The sequence below is a fragment of the Flavobacterium sp. CLA17 genome (assembly GCF_013112255.2).
GTDB lineage: Bacteria > Bacteroidota > Bacteroidia > Flavobacteriales > Flavobacteriaceae > Flavobacterium > Flavobacterium circumlabens.
The window spans coordinates 2,339,528-2,365,766 of record NZ_CP068294.1 but is presented as its reverse complement, the minus strand read 5'-3'; the positions used below and the strand labels follow the sequence as shown (position 1 = coordinate 2,365,766).

Below are 26,239 nucleotides of genomic sequence, written 5' to 3'. Positions count from 1 at the left end.
ATTAAGTTAGAAGTCTGTACTGATATCAGAACCGAAAAAATCGGAAGCCAGCTGTTCTTGTTGGCGTTCTGTATCAGTTAAGAAATCAAATTCTATTAGGGAACGTTGTGAATCTGTAACCACAAGAGCTATTAAACTGTTCATATGTGCTATGAGTTGTTCTATACGTTCTTTTTTAAATAAACTGGTATTGTATTCGATGGTTCCCACTATTGTATTTCCTAAATCAGCAAACTGGAATCGAAGATCACTCTTACTGATATTCATAGGTTCTTTGATAGGATTTATGGTAATGCCGTTCATTTCCAGATCCGATTCTCTGTGTAAATCCACATTCTGAAGAATCATTACAACGTCGAATAAAGGAGACCGGCTTAAGTCTTTCTTTAAATTTAAGTCTTCAATAAGCGTATCAAATGGATATTCCTGATGTTCAAAAGCCGCTATTGCCGTATTCTTTACCTCTGAAAGGAAATCAACAAATTTCAGTGCAGGATCAAATGTACTGCGCAGTGCCAGGGTGTTCAGGTAATATCCTATTTGTCCTTCCAGATCCGGATGTTCTCTTCCGGCGATTGGTGTTCCGACGATGATGTCTTCCTGACCGGAATAGTGATACAGTATCGTTTTTACCACGCACAATAACCCCATAAATAAGGTTGCATTCTGTTCCTGAAGGAGTTGCTTAAACGGAGCTGCCGTATCTTCAGCAAACTCAAAATGCAGTTCTGATCCATTGAAAGTCTGAATCGGCGGTCGTGGAAAATCAGTCGGCAGGTATAAAACAGGAATGTCTCCCTGTAATTTTTTCAACCAAAACTCCCGATGATTTATAAGTCCGTTGTTTGACAATTCATTTTCTTTCCAGGCCACATAGTCTTTATACTGAACGGTTAATGGTGTCAGATTATGTTCTTTATTTTCTGACAAAGCATTGTAAATCGACAATACTTCTTTCACAAAAATTTGTAAAGACCATTCGTCTGAAATGATATGATGCTTGACAAACAATAACATATGATTTTCAGCATCCAGTTTTAAAAGTTTTACTTTCATCAACGGTCCGTTTTGAAGATCAAAAGGATGGTAAGCAAGGTTTTGAACCTCTTTATCAATAATTACCTGCTGTTCTTTGATTCCCTGAAGATCTTCAAATTCCAATTCAAAAGATTGCTCCTGCATGGATTGGATTTTTTGTCTTGGTTCTCCATTTTTTAAAACAAAGATGGTTCGCAAACTTTCGTGACGGTTTATAATCTGGTCAAAGGCTTCCTGTAGTATTTCTATCTGAAGTTTACCCTCCATTTGGTAACGCATAAAGATATTAAAGGTGCTTTCCCCGTTTTGCTGTTGTGTTTCCTGTACCCATAAACGACGCTGTGCATGTGACAAGGCATAATCATCCTGCTCTGCCGCCTGTTTAATCGAACTGTATGCGGTATCTCCTTTTGATGCAGCTATTAAGGAAGCCTGTGCTTTTAATGCGGAGTGATTGAAAATTTCTCCGATGCTTAATTGTACCTCATGGTTTTTATACACTCTGGAGATCAATTGAATCGCTTTTAAAGACGAACCGCCTAAATCAAAAAACGAATCGTTTCTTCCTATACTGCTTTGCGGAATGCTTAACAATTCTGCCCAAATATTACTTAGTGACGTTTCAATCGAACCACTCGGCATTTCATAATTACTGCCTCGTAATAGTTCTGATGGTTTTGGTAAAGAGCGTTTGTCGACTTTGCCATTTAAGGTCAACGGAAATTCTGCTACGTAAATAAAGTAATCCGGAATACTGCTGCGGTCTAACTCGGCTGATAAAAGCAAACGTAATTCGCCTGAGCCGTATTCTGTTCCGGTGTAATAACAGAGTAGAGAATCTGCTGTCGCATCATTGTGCAACAAAAGTTCAACCTGACTAACTCCTTCTAAATTTAGTAAAGAACTGCGAATACCATCCAGTTCTACGCGTATGCCGTGCAATTTGATCTGATCGTCAATTCTTCCCAAGATTTCTAAGTTTCCATCGCTGTCATAACGACCCAAATCGCCTGTTCTGCAAACTAAATCTTCGCGATCGCTAACCAATGGATTTTGTACCAGTAACGCTGCCGTAAGTTCCTGATCCAAATAGCCTTTACTGATGTAAGGACTTCTGATATAGACTTCACCAATTTCTCCCCACATGCTAAGTCCGTTATCGTTGATTACAGCGATCATACTGTTATTGATGGCTTGTCCCACCGGTAAAACGGTTCCGGGATCTAAATCTCCAGATGGAATGTGGTAACAGCTTTTCAAAACCGTAGTTTCGGTAAGTCCGTATAAGTTGCTCATGCGGCCTGTGTGTCCGGAAAGCGAGCGCCATAAAGCAACATCACGACCGTATAATTTCTCTCCGGCCAGAACCACTTCTTTTATCTCTTCTAAAGCAATATTCTGTTCCACCAGACTGTTCGTCAATAATCGGAATAAAGAGGGAACGGTCTGCAAAATGGTTACTTTTTCTGCTGAAAGCCATTGGCTTAACAACACCATATTCTCGCGCGTTTTCGGAGCCGGAATACAAAGACAGCTTCCTGAAATCAAACTCGTTAAGATGTCTTTTAAACTGGCATCAAAAGTGACTGAAGCAATCTGGCTTACACGGCTTTCAGTATCAAACCCAAAAGTGTTTTTGTGCCAGTTGATATAGTGTGCAATACTTTCCTGATCTCCAACAATGGCTTTCGATTTTCCGGTGGTACCGGAGCTGTAGAAAATATAACTGCTGTTATTAATAGAATACTCAACTGCAACATTTTCTTCACTGTAATTTGCTAAACTATAATCGGATGCTACAAACTCGCCTGAAGCATTACGTTCCTGAACGGTTAGTATTCCCTCTTCAGAAAATAATATTATTTTTTCCAGTCTTGTATGTGAAAGATCAGTTGTATTATTTAAGGTATTATAGGCTTTTTCAGCGGCTATCAAAGTGGTCATTTTCGTATCTGAAAATACCTGCTCTGTTCGGTTTTTTGAAAATTCAGCAGCCATCGGAACATAAGTGGCACCGGTTTTGAAACACGCCATCAACGTTGCTGTTAATTCTTTCCCTGACGGCAATAATACGCCGACAGCATTTTCCGGCTGTACCTTAAGATCCACTAATAAACGGGCTATTTGATTCGTAAACCCATTGATTTGCTGATACGTAAACGATTTTTCTTCAACTGCTACGGCTTCCTTTTCAGGATATGCTGTTACAATTGCTTCAAAAGCTTTGTGTACGTATTGTGGCTGTTCTTTTTGTATTATTTTTTCAAACCAGTCTAAATTTTCCGATTCTGTATTTTCTAAATACTGAATTTCTTTTAAAGGCTGTTCCGGAGTTTCTACTATGATTGTCAACAGGTTTTTCATATGGGTTACCATACGGGAAATACGTGCTTCATCGTATAATTCGGTACTGTATTCGATACTTCCTTCGAGAAAAGTTCCCTGATCCATAAATTGGAATCTCAAATCACCTTTACTGATTTTTAAGTCTTCTCCCTGCGCTGAAACTTCCAGGCCTTGCATTTCAACTCCTTCCAAAAGGTCCAGCTGTACATTTTGCAATATGACCACAACATCAAATAGAGCGCCTCTGTTTTTTGGCGGATAGACACCTAAATCTTCAATAAGCATATCTAAAGGATAGACCTGATGCGTGAATCCGTCTAAACTTACTTTTTTGACTTCGCTTAGTAAGGTATTGAATCCTTCTTCTCCGGAAAATCTTGATCGCAGTGCTAATGTGTTTAGGTACAACCCAATCTGATCTTCTAAATCCGGATGTTGTCTTCCTGCCACAGGAGTTCCGATTATGATATCCTGATTTCCGGTGTATTTATAGAACAACGCTTTTACCAAAGAAGTTACGCCCATAAATAAGGTCGCACCCTGCTTTTTGGCTAATTCTTTTAGTTTTTGGCTTACTGTCTCCTCCAGTCTGAAAGAATATTGTGCTCCTTCATGGTTCATGATTTCCGGACGTTGCCTGTCGGAAGCGAGTTCCAGCACCGGAATCTCTCCTTTAAATTGTTCCAGCCAATATTCCTTGTGTCCTACTAGTTTATCGCCGCTTAGTTCTGCCAGCTGCCACGCAGTGTAATCTTTATACTGAATTGGCAAAGGCTCCAAATTACTCGTGATTCCATTTACAGCGGCATTGTAAAATAACACCAGGTCTTTTACCATCACCTGCATCGACCATTCATCTGAAATAATATGATGCATGGCAAATAGCAGTTCATGCTTGTTTTCTTCGTGCTTTAAAATATCAATATTGAATAATGGCGCTGTATCTAAATGAAATACTTTCGATGAAAGTTCTGCTTTTTGCGCTTGTTTTACGGCTTCACTATCTTTTGAAATATCGGTATAATTGATTGCAAAGGTAAAATCCGAAGCGTCTGTAATACGTTGTCTTGGTGATCCGTTTACCAATTCGAATACGGTACGCAAACTTTCATGACGGGCTATTACTTGTTGAAAAGCAAATTCAAAAGCCTCTTTATGGAAGTGTCCGGTAAGCATATAACTCGTCAGTACATTATGGGTAATGGAATTTTTGGATTGCTCTACCTGCAACCAGGTTCTTAACTGTGTTGCGGATAGCGGATAGTTATCTTCCTCTTCCACTTTCGGAATGGAAATGTAATTTGTGGTATCCGAATTCGAAATCAAAAACGCCTGCTCTGTTAAAGTCGGTTTACTGAAGATGTCTCCAATGTTCAGCTGTACCTGATGTTCTTTGTAAATTTTAGTAATTAACTGAATGGCTCTTAGGGAATGCCCGCCTGATTCGAAGAAATTATCTTCAATTCCGATATTTTCTTTATTTAAGACTTCTCCCCAAATAATCGCCAGACTTTCTTCTATGGCATTTCGTGGTGCTACATAAGTCGTATTTAATTTGATTTCCGGTTCCGGTAATTTTCTTTTATCAATTTTACCACTTGCGTTTAGTGGAAAATCTGATAATTGAATCAGATACGGAGGAATCATATAATTAGGCAGGAAGGTTTTCATAAAATCCTTCACCAGGGTCGGACTAATTTCTGCTGTAGCCGTGTAATACGCAACCAAAGCAATATCTCCGTCAGTGCTGTATGTGGTCACTAAAGTCTCAATTATCAGAGCATGTGACTGGATTACTTTTTCAATTTCATTTAGTTCGATACGATACCCTCTGATTTTTACCTGATTGTCGATACGTCCTAAGAAATCAATAGTTCCGTCCGCTAAACGTACTCCTTTGTCTCCTGTTCGGTACATCATTCCTGCACCAAACGGATTCTTTATAAATTTTTCATTCGAAAGTTCTTCTCTGTTTAAATAGCCTTTGGCAATTGCTACTTCGCTCGAAATACAGATTTCTCCATGAATTCCTTCCCCGACTAAATTTAGCACCTGATCCAGAATATGTACCTGAACATTTGCGATTCCTTCTCCGATTGGCAGTCTGACTCTTTGGCTGTCTTCCGGTTTTATTTTATAAAGACTGGTACAAACCGCACATTCTGTCGGGCCATAACCATTGTACGTATCCGTAACCGCGCTGCATTTTATTGCCTGATCTTTGTTGATCGCGTCTCCGACTGAAAGTAATTTTCTTAAAAATTTCAAATCTTCAACAGCAACCAAAGAAAAATAAGCCGCCGGTAAAATTGCAATTGTCACCTCTTTGGCAGCCATGTACTTTACCAGTTCGACAGCATCTTTGATAATGTTGTTTTTTGCGATTAATAAACGGGCTCCGTTGGCCAATGCTAAAAAGAATTCAAATACAGACCCGTCAAAAATTAAGGACGAGAACTGAATGATGCAATCGTTTGTTGTTACGTTAAACTGTTCTCTCTGATTGTACACCATATGCACCCCGTTACGATGCTGAAGCATCACTCCTTTGGGCTGTCCGGTAGATCCTGAAGTATAATAAATATAAGACAAATCTAAGGCGTTGTTTACTTTTACAGGGTTTTCGATTGCTGTTTCCAACAAATCAAACTCTATATCAATCGCAAACAGGCTTCCTTTGAAGTCGCCAACATTAAAAATATTTACGGATTCTGTGATGAGGACTTTGGCATTGGCATCTGACAGCATAAAATTATTTCGCTCTGTCGAATTGCCTGAATCGATTGGCAGATAAACCCCTCCGGATTTTAAAATCCCCAGGAATCCAATGATGAGCCATTCGTTTCGTTCTACCATCAAGGCAATAGTTTCTCCTTTTGTTACCTGATATTCCTCACGTAAATGATGCGCCAATTGATTTGCCTGTTCATTAAGCTGCTGGTAAGTAAACGTTTTGTTTTCAAATTCAAGCGCTATATTGTCAGGTGTTGCTGCTGCCTGCTGTTCAAAAATATCGACTAGAGTCTGGTTTTTATCATAGGTCACTACTTTTTGGTTCAGCTCCTTCAGCAGCCAGTTTTGTTCTCTTGCTGATAAATAATTTAGTTTGCTTACAGCTGTTGCAGGACCTTCGATTACTGAATGCATTAAAGCGCTTACATGCCCTAATAGATTTTCCATTCGATGTTTGCTGTAGATATCCGTATTGTACTCTAACGTCAGCGAAATATTGGATTCGTTTTCTATAAAGTAGAAACGAAGATCGACTTTGCTAATCGGTACATCTAACTGATTATCTGTAACAGAAAGACCTTCAAATTCAGGAATTTCATTTTTATCGATCAGGTTTTCCAAAACAACTACGGCATCAAATAACGGCGAACGGCTCATGTCACGTTCTACCTGCAGTTCGTTTACCAATAAGTCAAAAGGATATACCTGATGTTTGAAGGCATTCAGCACATTGTTTTTTACTTTTTTAGCAAGAGAATTGAAGGTTTCCTCCTCGTTAAATTTAGTTCGCAGAACCAGTGTATTGATAAAGAATCCGATTTGATCTCTTAAATCCGGGTGTTCCCTGCCTGCCGATGGCGAACCAATAATGATATCATTTTGTCCGGTGTAACGGTGCAGTAATAATTTTACAAGCGTTACCAAGCCCATATAAAGCGTTGTTTCCTGCGCTTCTAAACAAGCTCTGAATGCGGTACTTATTTCCGGGCTCAGGCTTAAGTGAACCTGATCACCGTGAAAGGTCTGTACAGGAGGTCTTGGAAAATCTGTCGGTAAGTCTAATACTTCTATTTCTTCTTCAAACTGACTTAACCAATAGGCTCTGTGTACCGATAATCGTTCCGTATGCAATTCTTTTTCCTGCCAGGCTGCATAGTCTTTGTATTGAATTGGCAATGCCGGCCATACAGGTGTTGTATGATTTAAAAATGCCTGGTATGCTTCTATTATTTCTTTCACGAAAACATGAACAGATCTCTCGTCAAAAATAATATGGTGAACGCACAGAAAGAAAAGGTATTCATCAGCAGCAACTTTAATGATATGTGCTTTTACCAAAGGCGCTTTTTCCAGATTGAATGGAATTAAGGATAATTCCAAGGCTTTGTTTTGCGCATATTCTTTGGGGTTTGATACCGTTGTGGCATCTTCCTGCGTCACTTCAAATGAATATTCTTCTGCTGTTAGTATTTTTTGATACGCTTCTCCATGCTCTGTGATAAAGGAAGTTCGCAAACTTTCATGTCTTTCAATTACAAATCGAAAAGCATTGTTTAAGGCCTCCGTATTTAAATCTCCCTGAAGCCAATAGCTGACAGGAATACTGTTTACAGCTTCTGTTTCATCTTCAAATTGCTCCAGCAGCCATAATCTCAGTTGCGCATAGGAAAGTTTGTAGAGCGGCTGCCCGGTAACTTTTTCTATTTTCTGATAACTTGTTTTAGCGGAAGCTTTTAAGACGTTTACCTGATCCCCGAAAACCGGATTTATAAAAATATCTTCCAGTTCCAGTTTAATTTCCAGTTTTTTGAATAATTGCGCCATCAATTGAATGGCACGCAGCGAATGTCCTCCGATAGAAAAGAAGTTATCCTGCATGGCAATTTCCTGAACTCCCAACACATTTTGCCATACTTCCAGTAATCCGGCTTCTATAGGGTCTTTGGGAACTACTATTTCTTTTACTGCCGTTTCTAAATAATCCGGTAGTGCTTTTTTATCAATTTTACCACTGTTATTTTTTGGCAGCTGCTCTAAATAAACGATGTACGAAGGCAGCATATAATCCGGTAAGAAGTTTTTCAGGTGATCCTGAATAGCGGTAAGCGGAAGGGCATTTTCTCCTTCATAGTACGCAATTAAAAGCTTGTCATTCCCTTCTCCTTTGGTAATTACCGAAGAATTGGCAATTTGCGAATGATTATTCAATACGCTTTCAATTTCTCCCAGTTCTATTCTGTAACCTCTTATTTTTACCTGTGTATCTACACGGCCTAAAAAGTCAATATTTCCGTCTGAATACCAGGAAGCCAAATCCCCGGTTTTATATATTTTACCCGTACCGAAAGGGTTTTCCAAAAAGCTTTTTTCAGTTAACTCTTTTTTTCCTAAATAGCCCTGGGTTACACCAACACCGCCAATGTACATTTCACCGGGAACTCCTATAGGCTGCGGCTGAAGGGATTCATTTAAAATATAAATCTGAAGATTGCCGATTGGTTTTCCGATGGGCAATCTTTGATAATCAAGGTCAGAAGCTTCCACCTGATGTATGGTGGCCCATACTGCACATTCTGTAGGACCGTAACAATTCATATAGGTTAATTCCCTGCTGTAATCTATCGCCAGCTGTTTGTTGGCAACATCACCGGCCGTAATGATCAATCGTAAAAAGGAAAGTTCTGTTACCGGTATTGCTGCTAAATAGGCTGGAGGAAGAATCACGACAGATACTTTCTTCTCTTTTAAATAACGGGTTAAAGCCGTAAGATCTTTTAAGGTTTTATTAGCTGCCAAAACTAAGCCGGCACCCGAAGTAATCGCCATAAAAATTTCAGCAATCGAAGCATCAAAAGAGGGAGAAGCAAATTGCAACACCCTGTCTTCCGTAGACGGATTGAATATGTGATGCTCATTTTTAACCATATTCACACAGTTTTTATGAGAGACCAATACTCCTTTTGGCTGTCCTGTAGAACCTGACGTATAAATTACATACGCCAAATCGTCTGCCGAATAATTCGGTATCAGATTTTGTTCGTGTTTCTCAATACCTTCAAAAATGTCGTCTATGCGTAAAGTATTCGCAGTAAAACCGGAAAAACCGTTTATTATGCTGCTTTCCGTAATTAATAACGAAATGTTTGCATCCGATAAAATATATTGTATTCGTTCTGCCGGACTGGAGAAATCTATAGGGATGTAAACTGCCCCGGCTTTTAAAATAGAAAGCATTCCAATAATCAACCATTCATTTCTATCGGTCATTAAGCCTACATGCAGCCCCTTAGTAACGTTCGAAATTTCCTGTAAAGATTTTGCAAATGTATTGACAGCGCCATTCAATTCTTCGTACGTCCATGATTTTGTCGAAGTCTCAAGTGCTATTGCATGAGGGGTTTTATCAACCTGCTGTTCAAATAACTGAACTAACGTTAATTTTTCATCATAGTCAAAAGATTCCTGATTAAAATCGTATACTAATTGCTGACGTTCCTGAGCCGTAATGTAATTGAGTTCTTTTATTTTTTGGGAAGGTACTTCAACAACTGCGCGGATTAATTCTTCAAAATGCCTGCACAATCTTTGCATTCTTTCTTCTCCGAAAAGATCGGTATTGTATTCCAGATTCAGGTTAATTTCGTTCTCGTTTTCTACAAAAAACAATTTCAAATCTACTTTACTCTTTTCATTGATAAGCAGATGATCTTCAATAGTCACCCCTTCCATTTCTGGCAATTTGTTACTGTTTTCGTTGTTTTGAATTAAAACGACAATATCAAATAAAGGAGATCGGCTCAAATCCCTGTTTAAACCTAAGTCCTCTATCAATAAATCGAACGGATAAATCTGATGGTCAAATGCTTCCACCACCACATTTTTTACCTTCTTTAAAAAGTCAGCAAATGTTTCTTCTGCATGAAGCTGTGTTCTTAAAGGCAATGCGTTGATATAAAACCCGATTTGATCTTCTAAATCAGAATGGTCTCTTCCTGCCGCCGGTGTTCCGAGTATAATATCTTTTTCACCTGTATATTTATGAACCAGTATTTTGGTTACCGCCATAAGTCCGGCAAACAAAGTGGCTTTTTCACCGGCTAATAACGATCTGAATTTTGCAACCAATTGTGGTTCAAAAGAATATTTAAGCTGTGTGCTGTTGAATGTTTTTACAGCAGGTCTTGGAGCATCTGTTGGTAAATCTATTACAGGAATATCGCCTTCTAATTTATGAAGCCAATAGTTTCTGTGCGTATGTAGAGCTTCCCCTGATAACTCTTGTAATTGCCATGCCGCGTAATCTTTGTATTGAATGGAAAGCGGCTGTAAGCTGATTGCTGTTTTTTGCTTTAAAGCATTGTATATCGTTAAAAACTCAGTAATTAAGTTTTTAATAGACCATTCATCTGTAATGATATGGTGCATACTCAGCATGAATAAGTATCTTTCGTCTTCCACTTTACTGATCTGCACTCTTAGTAATGCATCGCTTGTTAAATTGAAAGAAGTAAAAGCGGCTTTTTCTGACAAAGCAATTACTGCTGCTATTGGGCTTTCGTGACTGGACAGATCCTGATAATCAACGCTGAAATCGATCTTATCGGCATCACTAATAAACTGATACGGAATTCCGTCAATTTCTTTGAAATTGGTTCTTAGAATTTCATGACGTTCAATAAGACGTCTGAATGCTTCTGTTACATATCCGATATTTAAGCTGCCGTTCAGCCAATAACTCATTGGTATGTTGTAAGCCGTTGAGCCTAAAGATTCAAATTGTTCTAAGATCCATAATCTGCGTTGTGCATGTGATAATTCATAAGTAGCACTAACTTTTACCGGATTGATGGTTTTATATTGACTTACGTTTAATTGATCGGTATATGCCGCTAAATCAATCAGTTTTGGATATTCGAAAACATCTTTTAAGCGAATCTGTACATTTAATTTTTTATGTATGTTCAGTATTAACTGAATGGCTTTTAAGGAATGTCCTCCGACTTCAAAGAAATCATCCGTCGTACTTATTTCAGTAACACCCAGTATCGACTGCCATAATTCCGTCAATACTTCTTCCGTACTGGTTTGTGGAGCTGTAAGTGTTCTTTCTGTTAATTCAATACCTCTTTCCGCTAGTTTTTTCCTGCTGATTTTACCATTATGTGTTAATGGAAAATCTTCTAATTGCTGAATGTGAGCCGGCACCATATAGGCTGGCAGTTTGCTTCTGAGCAGTGTTTTTAAAGTATTGACATCTACATTCTCTTTTCCGGTAACATAAGCCAACAGATCATTGCCTTTGACGATTACCACAGCCTGGTTTACTTTTGAATCTGCTTCTAACAACGATTCAATTTCGCCCAATTCAATACGATATCCTCTCAGTTTTACCTGACCATCACCTCTTCCCAGGTAGATTAATCTTCCCTTGAAATCCCATTGACATAAATCTCCGGTATCATAAATAACTTCGTCGCCATTAAAAGGGTTTTTAATAAACTTTTTCGTTGTCAGTTCAGGATCCGTATATCCTTTTGCTACTCCTGCCCCACCAATAAACAATTTTCCGGTAACTCCGTGCGGTACTAATTGCCCCAGTTCATCCAGTATGTAAAGTGTTGTATTGTAGATGGGTTTCCCGATTGAATTTAAATCTCTCTCATTTTGAATGTATTGTGAGGTAGACCATATGGTGGTTTCTGTCGGGCCAAACATATTGTAAAGTTCGCCCGGCATTGCTAACAAACGTGTGCCTAATGAAAGTGGTAAAAATTCTCCTCCGGATATTTTTTTCAACAAACTTGTTGCTTGCCAGCCTGTTTCTAAAAGCAAGTTCCATACACTTGGAGTGGCTTGTACAATAGTGACTCCACTTTCATCGATCATTTCAGATAACAATCGTGGATCGGTGATTACTGTACCTGGAGCAATAATAACGGAACCACCAACACTCAATGTAGTGAAGAATTCCAGTACGGAAATATCAAACGTAAAAGTAGTAATCGCCAGTAATTGGTCGTTATTTGAAACATCAAGAATATCTACTACCGATTTCAATAAATTGATAACAGCATTATGTCTGATCATAACGCCTTTTGGTCTTCCGGTAGAACCTGAAGTGTAAATTACATACGCAAGGTCTTCTCCACTTATCGCTACATTTAATCGCGTCTTTGGATGGTTTTCTAATTCCTCTTTCAGATCGCCAATATTTACGCTGGCCACTTCATATTCCGTTATCGCTGCATCAGCAAGCAATAAGGATACATTTCCATCGCCTAGCATATACGCTACACGATCGGATGGATAGCCCGGATCTATTGGCAGATATGCGCCGCCGGCTTTTAATACTCCTAAAATGCTGATCAGCAAATACTCACTTCGATCCTGCATAACTCCGACCACACTTCCTTTTCCAATAGCATGCTGTGTTTGTAAATAATGAGCCAATTCATTGGAACGTTCTTCTAATTCCCTGTAACTAAGTGTGACATTTTCGTACTTTAAAGCTAATGCCTCTTTTCTTCGGTCTGCCTGTTTTTCAAAAAGTGAAACCACCGTGCTCGCTGAAAACCGGGAAACAATTTCTCCCTGGTATTGTTCGAGTAATATTTTTTGTTCTGCTGCTTCTATTAAAGGTAATTGATTCAACGAAATGGTGCTATCGGTAACGATACTCTCCATTAGTTTTCCTAAATGAACGCCTAATCGCTTAATACGTTCAGCACTATATATATCGGTGTTGTATTCAATATAAAGACTGATTTGTCCCGAAATGCCTTCTCCAAACCAAAAGGTAAGATCGTATAAACTCGTGTCTACGGCTACACGTACGTTAGAAACATCTACGCCTTCCATTGCGATCGCATTTTCCAACAGTACCTCATCACTTTCTAAGACAACCGCTACATCATACAACGGAAAACGGCTTAAGTCTCTCGAAAGCTGTAATTCATCTACCAATAAATCAAACGGATACGATTGATTTTCGTAACCTTTTAAACAGGTTTCTTTGACTAATTGTAACAGACTTGTAAAACTCTCAGTTCCCTGAAATCTGGTTCGTAAGGCAAGGTTGTTGATATAAAACCCAATCTGATTTTCTAAATCAGAATGCTCTCTTCCTGCAACCGGTGTTCCCACAATAAGGTCTTCCTGTCCGCTGTATCGGTATAAAAGTACTTTGACCAGTGACACAAATCCCATAAACGGTGTACTGTCCTGTTCTTTTATATAGTGTCTGAAAGCATGGCTTAACTGTTCTGAAAAATTAACATATACCTGTGCTCCGTTATAGGTTTGTACCGATGGACGCACATAATCCGATGGCAGGTCCAAAACCGGTAATTCTCCGCCCAGTTGTGCCAGCCAGTATTTGCGGGAATCCGCCAACGCTCCTTTGGAAAGTTCCTCTAACTGCCACGCTGCATAATCTTTGTATTGAATTGGTAATGCATTTAACGATTTTTCTTCTGCTTTAACAATCGAGTTGTAATAGCTTATTAAATCGCGCACCAATACCTGCATCGACCACGCATCTGAAATAATATGATGAATAGAAAATAACAAACGATGCTGATCGTTTCCTAAGTTTACTACTATGGTTCTGAATAAAGGCCCCTTGGATAAATCAAAAGGCAAAACGGCCAGTTTCGCTAAAACCTCTTCAATAGCGCCTTCTTTGTTTTCACTGTTGGATACATCCGTTACAGGAATTTCAAAATGAATACTTTCCAGAGGTTGTATCAACTGACGTGGTTCACCGTCTTTTAAAATAAAAATCGTTCGTAAACTTTCGTGACGTTCGATTAATTTTCTAAAGGACTCCGTTAAGGCATCAAGGTTTAATTCACCATGAATATCATAACTGATTGGACGGCTATAGGCCGTAAAATCTTCCTGTAACTGATCTAAAACCCATAAACGACGCTGTGCATGAGAAAGTGCGTAATCTTCCTGCTCTGCTGTCTTTTTAATCGCACTGTAAACTGTTTCTCCTTTTGATGCCGCTATTAATAAAGCCTGCGCTTTTAATGCGGAGTGATTGAAGATTTCTCCAATACTCAATTGTACTTCGTGTTGTTTGTATACTCTGGAAATTAACTGAATGGCTTTTAAAGAGGACCCTCCCAAATCAAAAAACAAATCATTTCTTCCGATACTGTTTTGCGGAACACTCAAAAGTTCTGACCAAATAGTACTTAATGAAATTTCAATCGCACCATTCGGCACTTCATAGTTGATGCCACGCAATAACTCTGATGGTTTAGGTAAGGCACGTTTGTCGACTTTACCGTTTAAGGTCAACGGAAATTCTGCTATATAAATAAAGTAATCCGGAATACTGCTGCGGTCTAATATTTTGGATAAAAGCAAGCGTAATTCACCTGAACCGTACTCCGTTCCGCTGTAATAGCATAGTAGGGAATCTGCTGTAGCGTCTGTATGTAACAGTAACTCTACCTGCCCAATTCCTTCCAGATTTAATAAAGAACTGCGAATGCCGTCCAGTTCTACACGTACGCCGTGAAGTTTGATCTGATCGTCAATTCTTCCCAGAATTTCTAAGTTTCCATCACTGTCATAACGGCCCAAATCACCGGTTCTGCAAACCAAATCTTCACGATCGGTAACTAACGGATTCTGTACAAATAATGCTGCCGTAAGTTCCTGATCCAAATAGCCTTTGCTGACAAAACGGCTTTTGATGTACACTTCACCGATTTCTTCGTCATTACAAATTTCGTCTTTATTAATGACTGCAATCAGTGTATTGCTGATCGCTTTACCAACAGGTAAAACGGTGCCGGCATCTAAATCTCTGTCCGGAATGTGGTAACAGCTTTTTAAGACTGTAGTTTCCGTCAATCCATATAAGTTGCTCATGCGGGCAGTATGTCCTGAAAGCGAACGCCATAAAGCCACATCACGACCGTATAATTTCTCTCCGGCCAAAACCACTTCTTTGATCTCTTTTAAAGCAAGATCCTGTTCGACCAGACTGTTGGTCAATAATCTAAATAAAGAGGGAACAGTCTGCAAAATGGTTATTTTTTCTGCTGAAAGCCATTTGCCTAACAGCACCATATTCTCACGCGTTTTCGCAGCCGGAATACACAAACAGCTTCCCGAAATCAAACTCGTTAAAATGTCTTTTAAACTGGCATCAAAAGTGACTGAAGCAATTTGGCTTACACGGGTTTCGGTGTCAAATCCGAAGGTGTTTTTGTGCCAGTTGATATAATGTGCAATACTTTCCTGATTTCCTACAATCGCTTTCGATTTTCCTGTTGTACCCGAACTGTAAAAGATATAACTGCTGTTATCAACGGGATATTCCACCTCAATATTAGCGTCACTGTAACGTGCTAAATTGTAATCAGACAATAAATATTTGCCTTCAGCACTTCTTTTATACACTTCTAAACTGGTCTGTTCCAGTGAAATTAAATCTAAATTCCCTAGTCCCAAATCTCCCAAAAGAGAAGAACCTGATGCTTTAAATACTAAAACAGAACCAAATTCATGATCAATATCCTGATTTTGAAATACGGACCACGAGACATCATCCGTGATCAGCACTTTCATAGCGGTTTCTGAAACAGCCTGCTGCAATCTTGCGTGCGAAAAGCTATTCGATAAAGGAACATACGTAATTCCGGTCTTCAGGCAGGACAGTAAACTACCGATAAGTTCTTTTCCACCAGGTAATAATACACCAACTGAATCGTCGGATGACAGTCCTGTATCCAGTAACAAACCACTTAACTGGTTCGCAAATGAATTTAAGGACGCGTAAGTCGTATCGCCATTAGCCTCAACTAATGCCGTATGGTCAGGGTAAGAGGATACAATATCCTCAAATGTTTTGTATAAGAATTTGTCTTTCACAACGGAAAATGTTTAAGTAATTTCTAAAAAGGAACTTTATGAAAATTCAGAAGTATTGCAGGCTGGTTTATTTTGAAATAAACAGGTTGAAACAACTATTATTCCTGCTTTATAGCTTTTAAAGGATTGTTTTTATTAATCTTCCAGGACTGCGCTCCGATGATGACAAACGCAATGGAAATGACGATGAATGTTGCCAGAATAAAAAACACGAAATTAATTCCAATTCTGGTCGAATATCCCTGCAGCCACTGCTCTAATCCCCACCAGGATAGTGCCCAGGCAATTGCACTGGCAAATAATATAAGTTTCAGGAAGTCTTTGATGAGCAGCATTAACAAACTAAAAACAGAAGCTCCGAATACTTTTCGTATCGCGATTTCTTTGGCTTTCTGAAAACTGGTAAACAGCGTTAATCCAAAGAGACCCAGACAGGTTATAAAGATGGCCAATCCAGCAAAAACCGTAAATATCTGACCAAATTGCTGATCTACCTTGTATTGTTTGTTGAAAAACTCATCTAAGAAGAAATATTCAAAAGGACTTGCAGGAAAATTTTCTTTGAATGATTTTTCGATACGGCTGATAGAGGCCTGAATATTTTGAGAAGAAACTTTGACAGCGTAGTATTCTATACTGGAACCGTCTTCTAACCTGAATACAATAGGAGTAAGTGTTTCTTTTAATGATTTTTGATTGAAGTTTTTAATGACACCGATAATTTCATATTCAAACTCAACCCCGGATCCATTACTATCTGTTAAGAATTCTCCAACCGCTTTTTCGGCACTCTCAAAACCGAACGCATTTACTGCGGCTTCATTTATCAGGATTGGCGTATTTCCGGTTGGCATCTGATTTATGGAAATCATATCCCGGCTAAATTTTTTCCCTGCAACGATACCAATTTGAAATTGATCGATAAATTCAGGACCTATGGAGAAAGTGGCGTACAGATTATTCTTGTTGACAGCATTTTTTCGTTTGTAAGGCCTTGTCCAGTTGAGATCAATTCCCGGAATGGAAGATGCAGATGTGACACTTTCGATTTCAGGATACTCCTCTAAGCTTGCTCTGAACGATTGCATTTTCTGATAGAAATTACGTCCGCCCATTTGCGATTCAAAATTATTAGAGGGGGCAGGCACAATAATATTTCTTTCTAAATTGATGCCTATATCTTTTTTACGCATATATTCGAGCTGATTGTATATCGTAAATGTCCCGATAATTAAGGAAATCGAAATGACAAATTGAAAGAGAACCAGGCATTTTCGCATAAAAATTCCGGAACCTCCAATGGGTAATTTTCCCTTAAGAATCTGTACCGGATTGTAAGACGATAATAGATAGGCCGGATATAAACTGGATAGAAAACTTCCTAATACCAGTATGGTAAGCAACGGCAGCCATATTTTATAATCGGTCCAGAAAAAAGCGGTTACTTTTATTCCCGTCAACCCTTCAAAACCGCCTCTAAAAAGTAATACAAGGATAATGGCAATGATAATTCCGATAAAACTCAGGATCAGGGATTCCAGGAAAAACTGCATAATAAGTGCTATTTTCTGAGAACCAAAAGTTCTGCGCAGCCCTACTTCCTTCGCTCTGTCCATAGACTTAATCGTAGACAGGTTGATGTAATTTACATAGGCAATAATTAAGATCAAAGACGCAATTAACAACATGAACCATACAAATTTACCGTTTCCATTAACAGAAATTTCTTTGGTAAGATCAGAATATAAGTGTATACTTTCTAAGGGTTGAAAGGCGAGTTGAATATTCGTAATCCCATCCGAATAATCACCAAGATATTTATTGGTATATCCTGATAATTTCGAATTTGAATTGTTTACGTTGGTGCCCGGGACAAATTTCACATACGCATATTCATCAATAAAATGCCAGGAACCCAGTGTCTCGGTAGTAGTGACGAGGCAGGTAAATTGCAGGTGTGAATTTGCAGGAACATCTTCCAGTATGGCACGAACAACCAGTTCTAAATTGGTTCCCTGGTTAAAGTTTACAATTTGTATTGTTTTTCCCATAGGGTCTTCTTTCCCAAATAGTTTTTTGGCTAAACTTTTAGTTAAAAAGATTGAATTCGGCAGTTTTAGGGCCTTTTTCCCTCCTCTTAAAATGGGAAAGTTAAAGACATCCAAAAAGTTTTGATCTACAAAATAGACCTCGTTCTCTTTGTACGATTTGATGTCTCCGTAAGTGCCCTCTACAGAAACAATACAATCTTGTTTCCCCAGACTGGTAGCGGCTTTAATTTCGGGAAAATAGCGTTTAATTGTAGGTCCTATAGCCGAAAAATTCATTGCTGAATTTTCAACCAGCATATTGTTTTCAAAACGACTTTGGGTAACACGATAAATTAAATCTGAATCTTTGTGAAATTTATCAAAATCAGACTCAAAAAATACATATTGCACTATGAATAAACAGCTTGCAATTCCAATGCCTATACCTGTGATGTTGATTATGGTAAAATATTTATTTTTCAATAAAGTTCTCCAGGCAAGTTTTAGATAGTTTTTAAACATTTTTGAGCTCTTTTAGAATGAGTAAATGATAACGGTTTATAGTAAAAAATAAGGGTATGCAAAAAGCTGCTGTTTTATAAAAAACAGGAGCTTTTTCAATTTCGATAAATAAAATAGGGAATGCTTATTCAGCATTTAAGAGGAAGCTGATTCTCTGATCCGCAATATCCTAATCAGCTAAGTAGCCTGACGGAATTGTTGCGATTATATTTTTCTTTAGGGAATCAATTCTGACAATAATTTTATTGCTGCTGCTGATTTCTAAAACCTGGCACTCCAATCCGCTTAACGGACCGTATGAAATAGTTTTAAGGTCTCCAACTTTAAAATTTTCAGTATTTGTTTCAACTTCCGTAAGGTCATTGCTTTGTAACAGGAGTTCAATATTTTTTATTTCCTTGTCACTTACTTTTGCATATTCCATTCCAAAACGAATGTACATACACGCTCCGTTAACGGATAGGGTTCTGTGAAAATCCATTGAAGAATTGATCTTTACAAAAACATAAGACGGAAAAAGCAATTTATGAATCATTTTCCTTCTGTCTGTACGTGTACTCTGAACCTGAACTGTTGGCGAAAAAGCCTTTATTTCTAAATTATTCAGCCCTTCAGATACTTTTCTCTCATGATGACTTTTAACATATAGAACATACCAACCATTTTGAATTGATTTCATAAATAATGATAAAAATAGGGGTTTTTAAATAGCTACGCTGTTCTCTGTTACGAGAATACTAATCCTAAATGCTGGTTTTGAATATTGGAAAATGCATTAGATTTATCGCTAAATTAGCAGTAGCATTCATATAAAAATTACGGACTTTCAGCAGAAAAACTACGGACTCTGATACAAAAAACACAAAACATTGATAATAAAGCAAATAACGCTTGCATTTACCATAAAAAAGAAGGTTTTTCGAGAAAATAAAAAGCATAATCGCTCCATTTAAATAAATAGAGACCAATTTGCCCTTCACTTTAAAGATTGTAATGCTGCTTTTTTATAAGCTTTACTGGAGCAACACTATAAAAAAGATCCAAATAAAAAAGCGGAACCTTTATTTTAGGAAATTAAAAAAAGCAGTAATATACTTTTATAAAGAGGGAGGAATCCCCCTTTTATTGAAGAGTAAAAGTTGACCGGTGATAATCTTTCAATATACAAATTTCACGTAATTGAAACAATGAAATTGAAGTATCTCTAATCCTGGGCAACTGAATTAAGATAAAATATAATTTGAATTTTTGTTCCCATTCCAATTTTTGATACCATCGTAAAGTGACCTTTTAGCAGGTTCGCTCTTTCTTTCATATTGAGTAAACCAATACCATTTTTTTTACTTTCCACATCAAATCCTTCTCCGTCATCCGTAATACAAAGTTTTAAGCGGTTGTTGCTTTTTCTCTGAATTATGATATCGCAATTTTTTGCATTTGCATATTTATTGATATTTAAAATAGCTTCCTGAATGATCCGATATAAATTTATTTTATAGATGTTCTGAATCGTAGACCAGTCCAGTTTTTCATCGTTTCGATATTTAAAACGGGTTGTACTGATCTCTTTTTGATTATCTATTAAGGTCAGTAGCAATACATTAAAATCGTTACCTTCAAAAAAAGAACCCCGACTTAAATCATGCGATATAGTCCTGATCTCATTTTCAATATTTTGCAGCTCAGAAATATACTCTTTCCTTTTTTCGACAATTTCACTCTCTGACTTGGCATTAAAAAAGCCTAAATTCATGCGGACACCGTAAATCTTATTCATGATACCATCATGTAATTCTTTGGCGATTTTGGCTTTCTCATTGTCTCTTGCCACATTTATATTTTCATGCTGATCCGTAAGTAATAAATAGATTTCTTCATTTGCTTTTTGCTGCATTTTCAAAAATTTAAGCTCTTTGTTTTTGTATTTAAAGTATCTTAAAACAAAAACAATAACCAACAACAGAATCAGTACAAACGAAATAATTAAAATATTAAAGTTCTTATTGGTCAAAATTTTATTTTCATCCTCTATTCTCGAGGTTTCATATTCAATTCTGGCGTATTTTTCGTGCGCATTTTTCTGAACAATATTAATGCTGTCACTTAATTTGATATATTCATTTGAATAATAGAGACTTTGTTTTTTATCTAAACCGGAAAGAAGTCTTAAAGAGGTGAGGATTTCATTACTATTCTTAAGCCTAATGGCCAGCTGATTAGCTTCTCTTAGAATTTTAATTGCTTTGACAGTGTCTTTTTGCGTTAGGAAATATTCACCAATATGAATTTTTTTATACAAAACGTCCAGCTCGTCTCCGCTTTTTTCTACCATTTCCAATGATTTGGAAAACATTAAATAAACATTGTGGTATTGTTTATTCTTCATTTTAGAATACGCCAGATTGCTGAGAACATTGGCATATAATCGTGGAGATTTTTCTTTAAATTCTTTTGAAAGCAGACCTTTTAATTTTTTTATGGACTTTGAATATTCTCCTTTCAGGTCATACAGATTACAAATATTAATAATCGATGTGATATTATAATCACTTATCTCCTTTTTATCAATATCGGTAAGTTTCATTTTTTCCAAACTATTCAAAGCCAATTGGTGGTACCATAATGCCTTATCATAATTATCCAGCTTCTCTAAACAATTCCCCATTAAGGTATTACAGGAATAAATTAACCGCAGGTCTTTAGATTCTTTCAGATACTTCAGTGCCTTAGAAATTTCAACTTCACATTCTATATAGTTTCCATCGTAAAATAAAACATAGGCTTTATTAAACAGCATCTTTGACATATTATCATAATCTGATAACTGATAGTACAATTTTTCCGCCTGTACGTAATAAAAATAGGCACTGTCCTTTTTTATATTTCCATAACTGTCACCAACATAAAAAAGTGCTTTTGCTATACCTTCCTTATCATTTACTTCTTTTGATAAATGGAGGGCTACTAAACTCGTACTTAAAGATTTTTCGAGGTTGTTGTTGTAATAGTATTCCGTAGAGATCTTAAAATACAAATTTCTAATGGTGGAATCATTTTTCTGAAGTTTTAATAAAGCAACTATCGAATCTAAATACTGCTCTTTCTTTTTGCCTTCTAAATTATTACGATCAAATGAAATAACTGTATTAAATTCAGAACCAGTCAGTTCTGTTTTTTTACAGGAAAAAATTACGAGCACTAGAAATAAAAAAAATATTCTGAAAGATGTTACCAAAGTCGAAGTGTTATTTTACTTCTCAAATATAGTATTTTGAAATAAAAAGACTATAAAATATACGAATAAATGATATAGTCTTTTTATTTCAAAATAAAGAGGTACTAATCCTTTCTTGGTGGTCTTGGATTACTTGGATCACCTTCCGCAGTATTATTTGCATCTGAAATGATAGTAGTTGAGTCAATAGCTTTGACATTTATATCTTTATGCAAATAATTTTTTACCTCTTTTTCAGAAGTAATCTTTAAAGTTTGAGTCTCAGTCTGTTCATCAATATCATCTGTTGAACAGGAGAAAATAGAAAAAGAAAGTAAAATAAATGAAGCAATACATAATCTAGTTTTCATAATAATTTGATTTAATATCATTTATACAAAAAAAAGACTACAATTGTATTTCATTTTACGGTATATCCGTAAACTTAAAGTTACATTATAAAGAATTCAGGAAAAATAGGACTAAATCAAAAATTGTAGTGAATTGTAAAATTTTAATTACAAATATAAAGACTTGAATGTATCTTTTTACTAAAAACATATTATGATAGCATTATTAATACTAAATTTTAGTAAAGTTTTAGTAAAAATATACAAAAAACAGAATCATTGCACACAAAATCCTTTTTTTCTTAACCACAAAAAAAGCTCTATGATTACTTAACTGTCTATTAAACAGCTAACCACTCATAGAGCTTTTAACCTATTCTATTTCAACTATATTTTGTTATAGCAAATCAAAACGATCAAGATTCATCACTTTAGTCCACGCCTGAACAAAATCGGTAACAAACTTTGCTTCTGAATCGGTACTTGCATATACTTCAGCTATAGCCCTAAGTTCTGAATTAGATCCAAATAAAAGATCGGCACGGGTACCTGTCCATTTTACTTCACCTGTATTGCGATCATGTCCGGCATATTCTTCTTTATCGTCTGAAACTGCTTTCCAGGCGATTCCCATGTCCAGTAAATTCACAAAGAAATCATTCGATAATATTTGCGGACGATTTGTAAAAATTCCTTTTGATGATCCGTCAAAATTAGCATTCAAAGCGCGCATACCTCCAACCAAAACTGTTAGTTCAGGTGCTGTAAGGGTTAGCAGCTGCGCTTTATCAATTAAAAGAGCTTCTGTAGCCACCGAATATTTAGCCTTTTTATAATTTCTAAAACCGTCTGCAATAGGTTCCAGAAATGAAAAAGATTCTACATCTGTTTTTTCCTGCAGTGCATCTGTACGACCCGGTGTAAAAGGAACCGTAATCCCATTTCCGCCTTCTTTACCTGCTTTCTCAATTGCGGCTCCTCCGGCCAGAACAATTAAATCAGCAAGAGAAACTTTTTTAGTTGATTGCCCTGCATTAAATGCGCTCTGAATACTTTCCAGTACCCCTAATACTTTTTGCAGCTGAACAGGATTATTAACCGCCCAGTCCTTTTGAGGGGCCAGTCTGATGCGCGCACCATTAGCACCACCACGTTTATCCGAACCTCTGAAGGTAGAAGCTGAAGCCCAGGCGGTTGAAACAAGCTCGGCAACAGTTAATCCCGAATCCAGGATTTTTACTTTCAGTGCTGCAATATCTGCTTCATCTATTAATTGATGGTCGACTGCCGGAATTGGGTCCTGCCAAAGCAATTCTTCTGCCGGAACATCGGGTCCAAGATACAAAGCACGAGGTCCCATATCACGATGCGTTAATTTAAACCAGGCTCTGGCAAATGCATCAGCAAACTGATCCGGATTTTCCAGAAAACGACGTGATATTTTCTCATATTCAGGATCCAGTCGCAAAGAAAGATCGGTAGTCAGCATCGTTGGCAGGTGTTTTTTTGAAGCGTCAAATGCATCAGGGATAATGGCCTCAGCATTTTTCGCTACCCATTGATGTGCCCCTGCCGGACTTTTGGAAAGTTCCCATTCAAAACCGAAAAGGTTTTCAAAGAAATTATTGCTCCATTGCGTTGGTGTTGTGGTCCAGGTTACTTCCAAACCACTGGTGATCGCATCTTTACCTTTTCCGGAACCATATTTATTATGCCACCCCAAGCCCTGTTGTTCAAGATCTCCCCCTTCAGGCTCTACGCCTACATTTTCAGACGGGGCAGCTCCGTGCGTTTTACCAAAAGTGTGTCCTCCGGCAATTAATGCTACGGTCTCTTCATCATTCATGGCCATACGTCCAAAAGTATCACGAATGTCTTTAGCGGCAGCTATAGGATCCGGATTACCGTCTGGTCCTTCGGGATTAACATAAATTAAACCCATCTGAACAGCAGCCAGAGGTTTTTCCAAATCACGGGTATGAATATCCCCATCTGCTTTATCATCAGAAGAAACGACAGCATGTTTCGCTACGCCTTCAGAACCATGTGCATATCGCTCATCACCGCCCAGCCATACTTTTTCTGATCCCCAGTAGATATCCTGTTCCGGTTCCCATACATCTTCGCGTCCTCCGGCAAAACCAAATGTTTTAAAACCCATTGATTCAAGTGCAACATTTCCGGTCAGTATCATTAAATCGGCCCATGAAATTTTTCTTCCATACTTTTGCTTTATTGGCCAAAGCAGTCTTCTCGCCTTATCTAAACTTACATTGTCCGGCCAACTGTTAAGCGGCGCGAAACGCTGCTGTCCTGCACCTGCTCCTCCACGGCCATCCCCTACACGATAGGTTCCTGCACTGTGCCATGCCATACGGATAAAAAGACCTCCATAGTGACCAAAGTCAGCCGGCCACCAATCCTGTGAATCCGTCATAAGTGCATGAAGGTCTTTTTTAAGAGCTTCAAGATCAAGACTTTTAAAAGCTTCAGCGTAGTTAAAGTCTTTATCCATCGGGTTGGATAAAGAAGAATGCTGGCGAAGTACATTCACCTTTAATTGATTGGGCCACCAGTCCTGGTTTTTTGTACCGGCATTTACTGCAGTAGCCTGCTTTGTACTTCCGTTATGGAATGGGCATTTACTGATGTCATTTGAATTGTTTTCCATTTTTTTAAATGAGTTTATTGTTAATAATCAAATTTTATAAACCATGCATGTAATTAAAAAATCAGATTAACGATGCCTGAAAAAAGCACCAGAAATACGAATCCTTTATTTTTAGTTGTATGAACGACACAAAATAAAGAAGTATAAAAGTATTAAAATTACGCAAATTCCTATTTATAGTAAACCTGATATTTTCTATTAATAAATAGTTAAAACTTATCGTATTTAAATAACAATCGAAAAACCTTATATTATTCAAACTCCTAGTTACCTCATTTTTACTGTTTAAAAAAGAGATAATTTAAATTTTATAGTAATGAACCACCAAAAAAAAGAGTTGAAATATTGCTATTTTCAACTCTTTTTACTTTTACTTTATTTTGGATAGTTTCGGCAAATCAACCGAAAGTTTAAACTCTATTATTTCCATTTTGTCCAGTTAGAATCCGGTCTTTTAAAGGTTTCCGATAAAAATTTATGGGCGATTTCATTAAATAATACCGGATTGGAGGCAGGCGCAAAATGTGTTTCTCCGGGCATTATGCACAATTGTGCTTTGGGGATATTTTCATAAATTTCTAAACTGTGTTTGTTTTTAATTATATCTTCATCGCCCGCCATTATTAATACTTTTGCCTTTATTTTTGATAAATCCTTAGTCGGAATATTAGGCTGATCTCCCAAAAGTCCCAGCATTTGCTTTTCTGTTTTCCAGTTTTGGCTGGTGTCTTTCTCCTTAATTTTCAATACAACTTCTTTTTTGTGTTTTGCAACCTCTTTGACAGCCCAGCCATTAACTGCAGTTGAATCAGGTCTTAAATTGGCACCCATCGCAACAATTTTCTTTATTTTTGCTTTACCGGAGATCCCCATTTCCAATCCGACAATTCCACCGTCACTCCAGCCAATAATGCTAATTGAATCTAATTTTAAATGATTCACCAGTCCTTCCCAGTCTTTTGTGATTTGCACATAGGTCAGCGAATCTGTTTTCATCTCTGATTTTCCCTGGCCTCTGCTATCGGCTATAATGACCCTGTATTTCGTTTTAAAATAATCAATCTGATTTCCCATTGAATTAATACTTCCACCATTTCCATGAATGAGCAGTAAAGGTTCTCCTTTTCCATATTCCTCGTAATAGATTTTAGCACCATTTATTTCAGCATATTTCCCGACCGCTTTATTGTCGCCATAAGGTGTTTCAAATTTAAAGTTCATCTGAACCTGGGCATGTGCCCCGACAACAATTGAAAACACCATAAATAGTACTAACAGTTTAATTCTTCTTTTCATAAAGGTTGGTTTGGTTTCGTTAATGTCCTGTGGCTTCGTGAGGTCAGCGCCATTAGAACAGCGTATTTTTCTGACGAAACGAATATAGGAAATAAAACAGTAATTGCACTAAAATCCTGATTTGACTCAATAGCTTTTGCCCTGCGTC

At 37.5% G+C, this 26,239-nt stretch carries 7 protein-coding genes; all 7 read right to left on the bottom strand.

The window, feature by feature from the left end:
- Positions 1-6 precede the first annotated feature (6 nt).
- Entirely contained in the window at positions 7-16,008 is a 16,002-nt protein-coding gene (locus HAV12_RS09915; RefSeq protein WP_171569496.1) for a non-ribosomal peptide synthetase, read from the bottom strand.
- Between the two features lie 98 nt (positions 16,009-16,106).
- Entirely contained in the window at positions 16,107-18,560 is a 2,454-nt protein-coding gene (locus HAV12_RS09910) for an ABC transporter permease (RefSeq protein ID WP_171569495.1), read from the bottom strand.
- A gap of 169 nt (positions 18,561-18,729) precedes the next feature.
- Positions 18,730-19,239, bottom strand: coding sequence for a UpxY family transcription antiterminator (locus tag HAV12_RS09905; protein ID WP_132037143.1), 510 nt, complete (start codon positions 19,237-19,239; stop codon positions 18,730-18,732).
- A 525-nt stretch (positions 19,240-19,764) separates the two neighbouring features.
- Positions 19,765-21,759: an ATP-binding protein gene (locus tag HAV12_RS09900; protein ID WP_171569494.1), complete on the bottom strand. Its 1,995-nt coding sequence runs from the start codon at positions 21,757-21,759 to the stop codon at positions 19,765-19,767.
- A 140-nt stretch (positions 21,760-21,899) separates the two neighbouring features.
- Positions 21,900-22,145 carry a hypothetical protein gene (locus tag HAV12_RS09895; protein WP_171569493.1) on the bottom strand — a complete coding sequence of 82 codons (246 nt, stop codon included), beginning with the start codon at positions 22,143-22,145 and terminating at the stop codon, positions 21,900-21,902.
- Between the two features lie 376 nt (positions 22,146-22,521).
- Positions 22,522-24,795 carry a catalase/peroxidase HPI gene (gene katG, locus HAV12_RS09890; protein WP_171569492.1) on the bottom strand — a complete coding sequence of 758 codons (2,274 nt, stop codon included), beginning with the start codon at positions 24,793-24,795 and terminating at the stop codon, positions 22,522-22,524.
- A gap of 420 nt (positions 24,796-25,215) precedes the next feature.
- Positions 25,216-26,091: an alpha/beta fold hydrolase gene (locus HAV12_RS09885; RefSeq protein ID WP_171569491.1), complete on the bottom strand. Its 876-nt coding sequence runs from the start codon at positions 26,089-26,091 to the stop codon at positions 25,216-25,218.
- Positions 26,092-26,239: the final 148 nt, after the last annotated feature.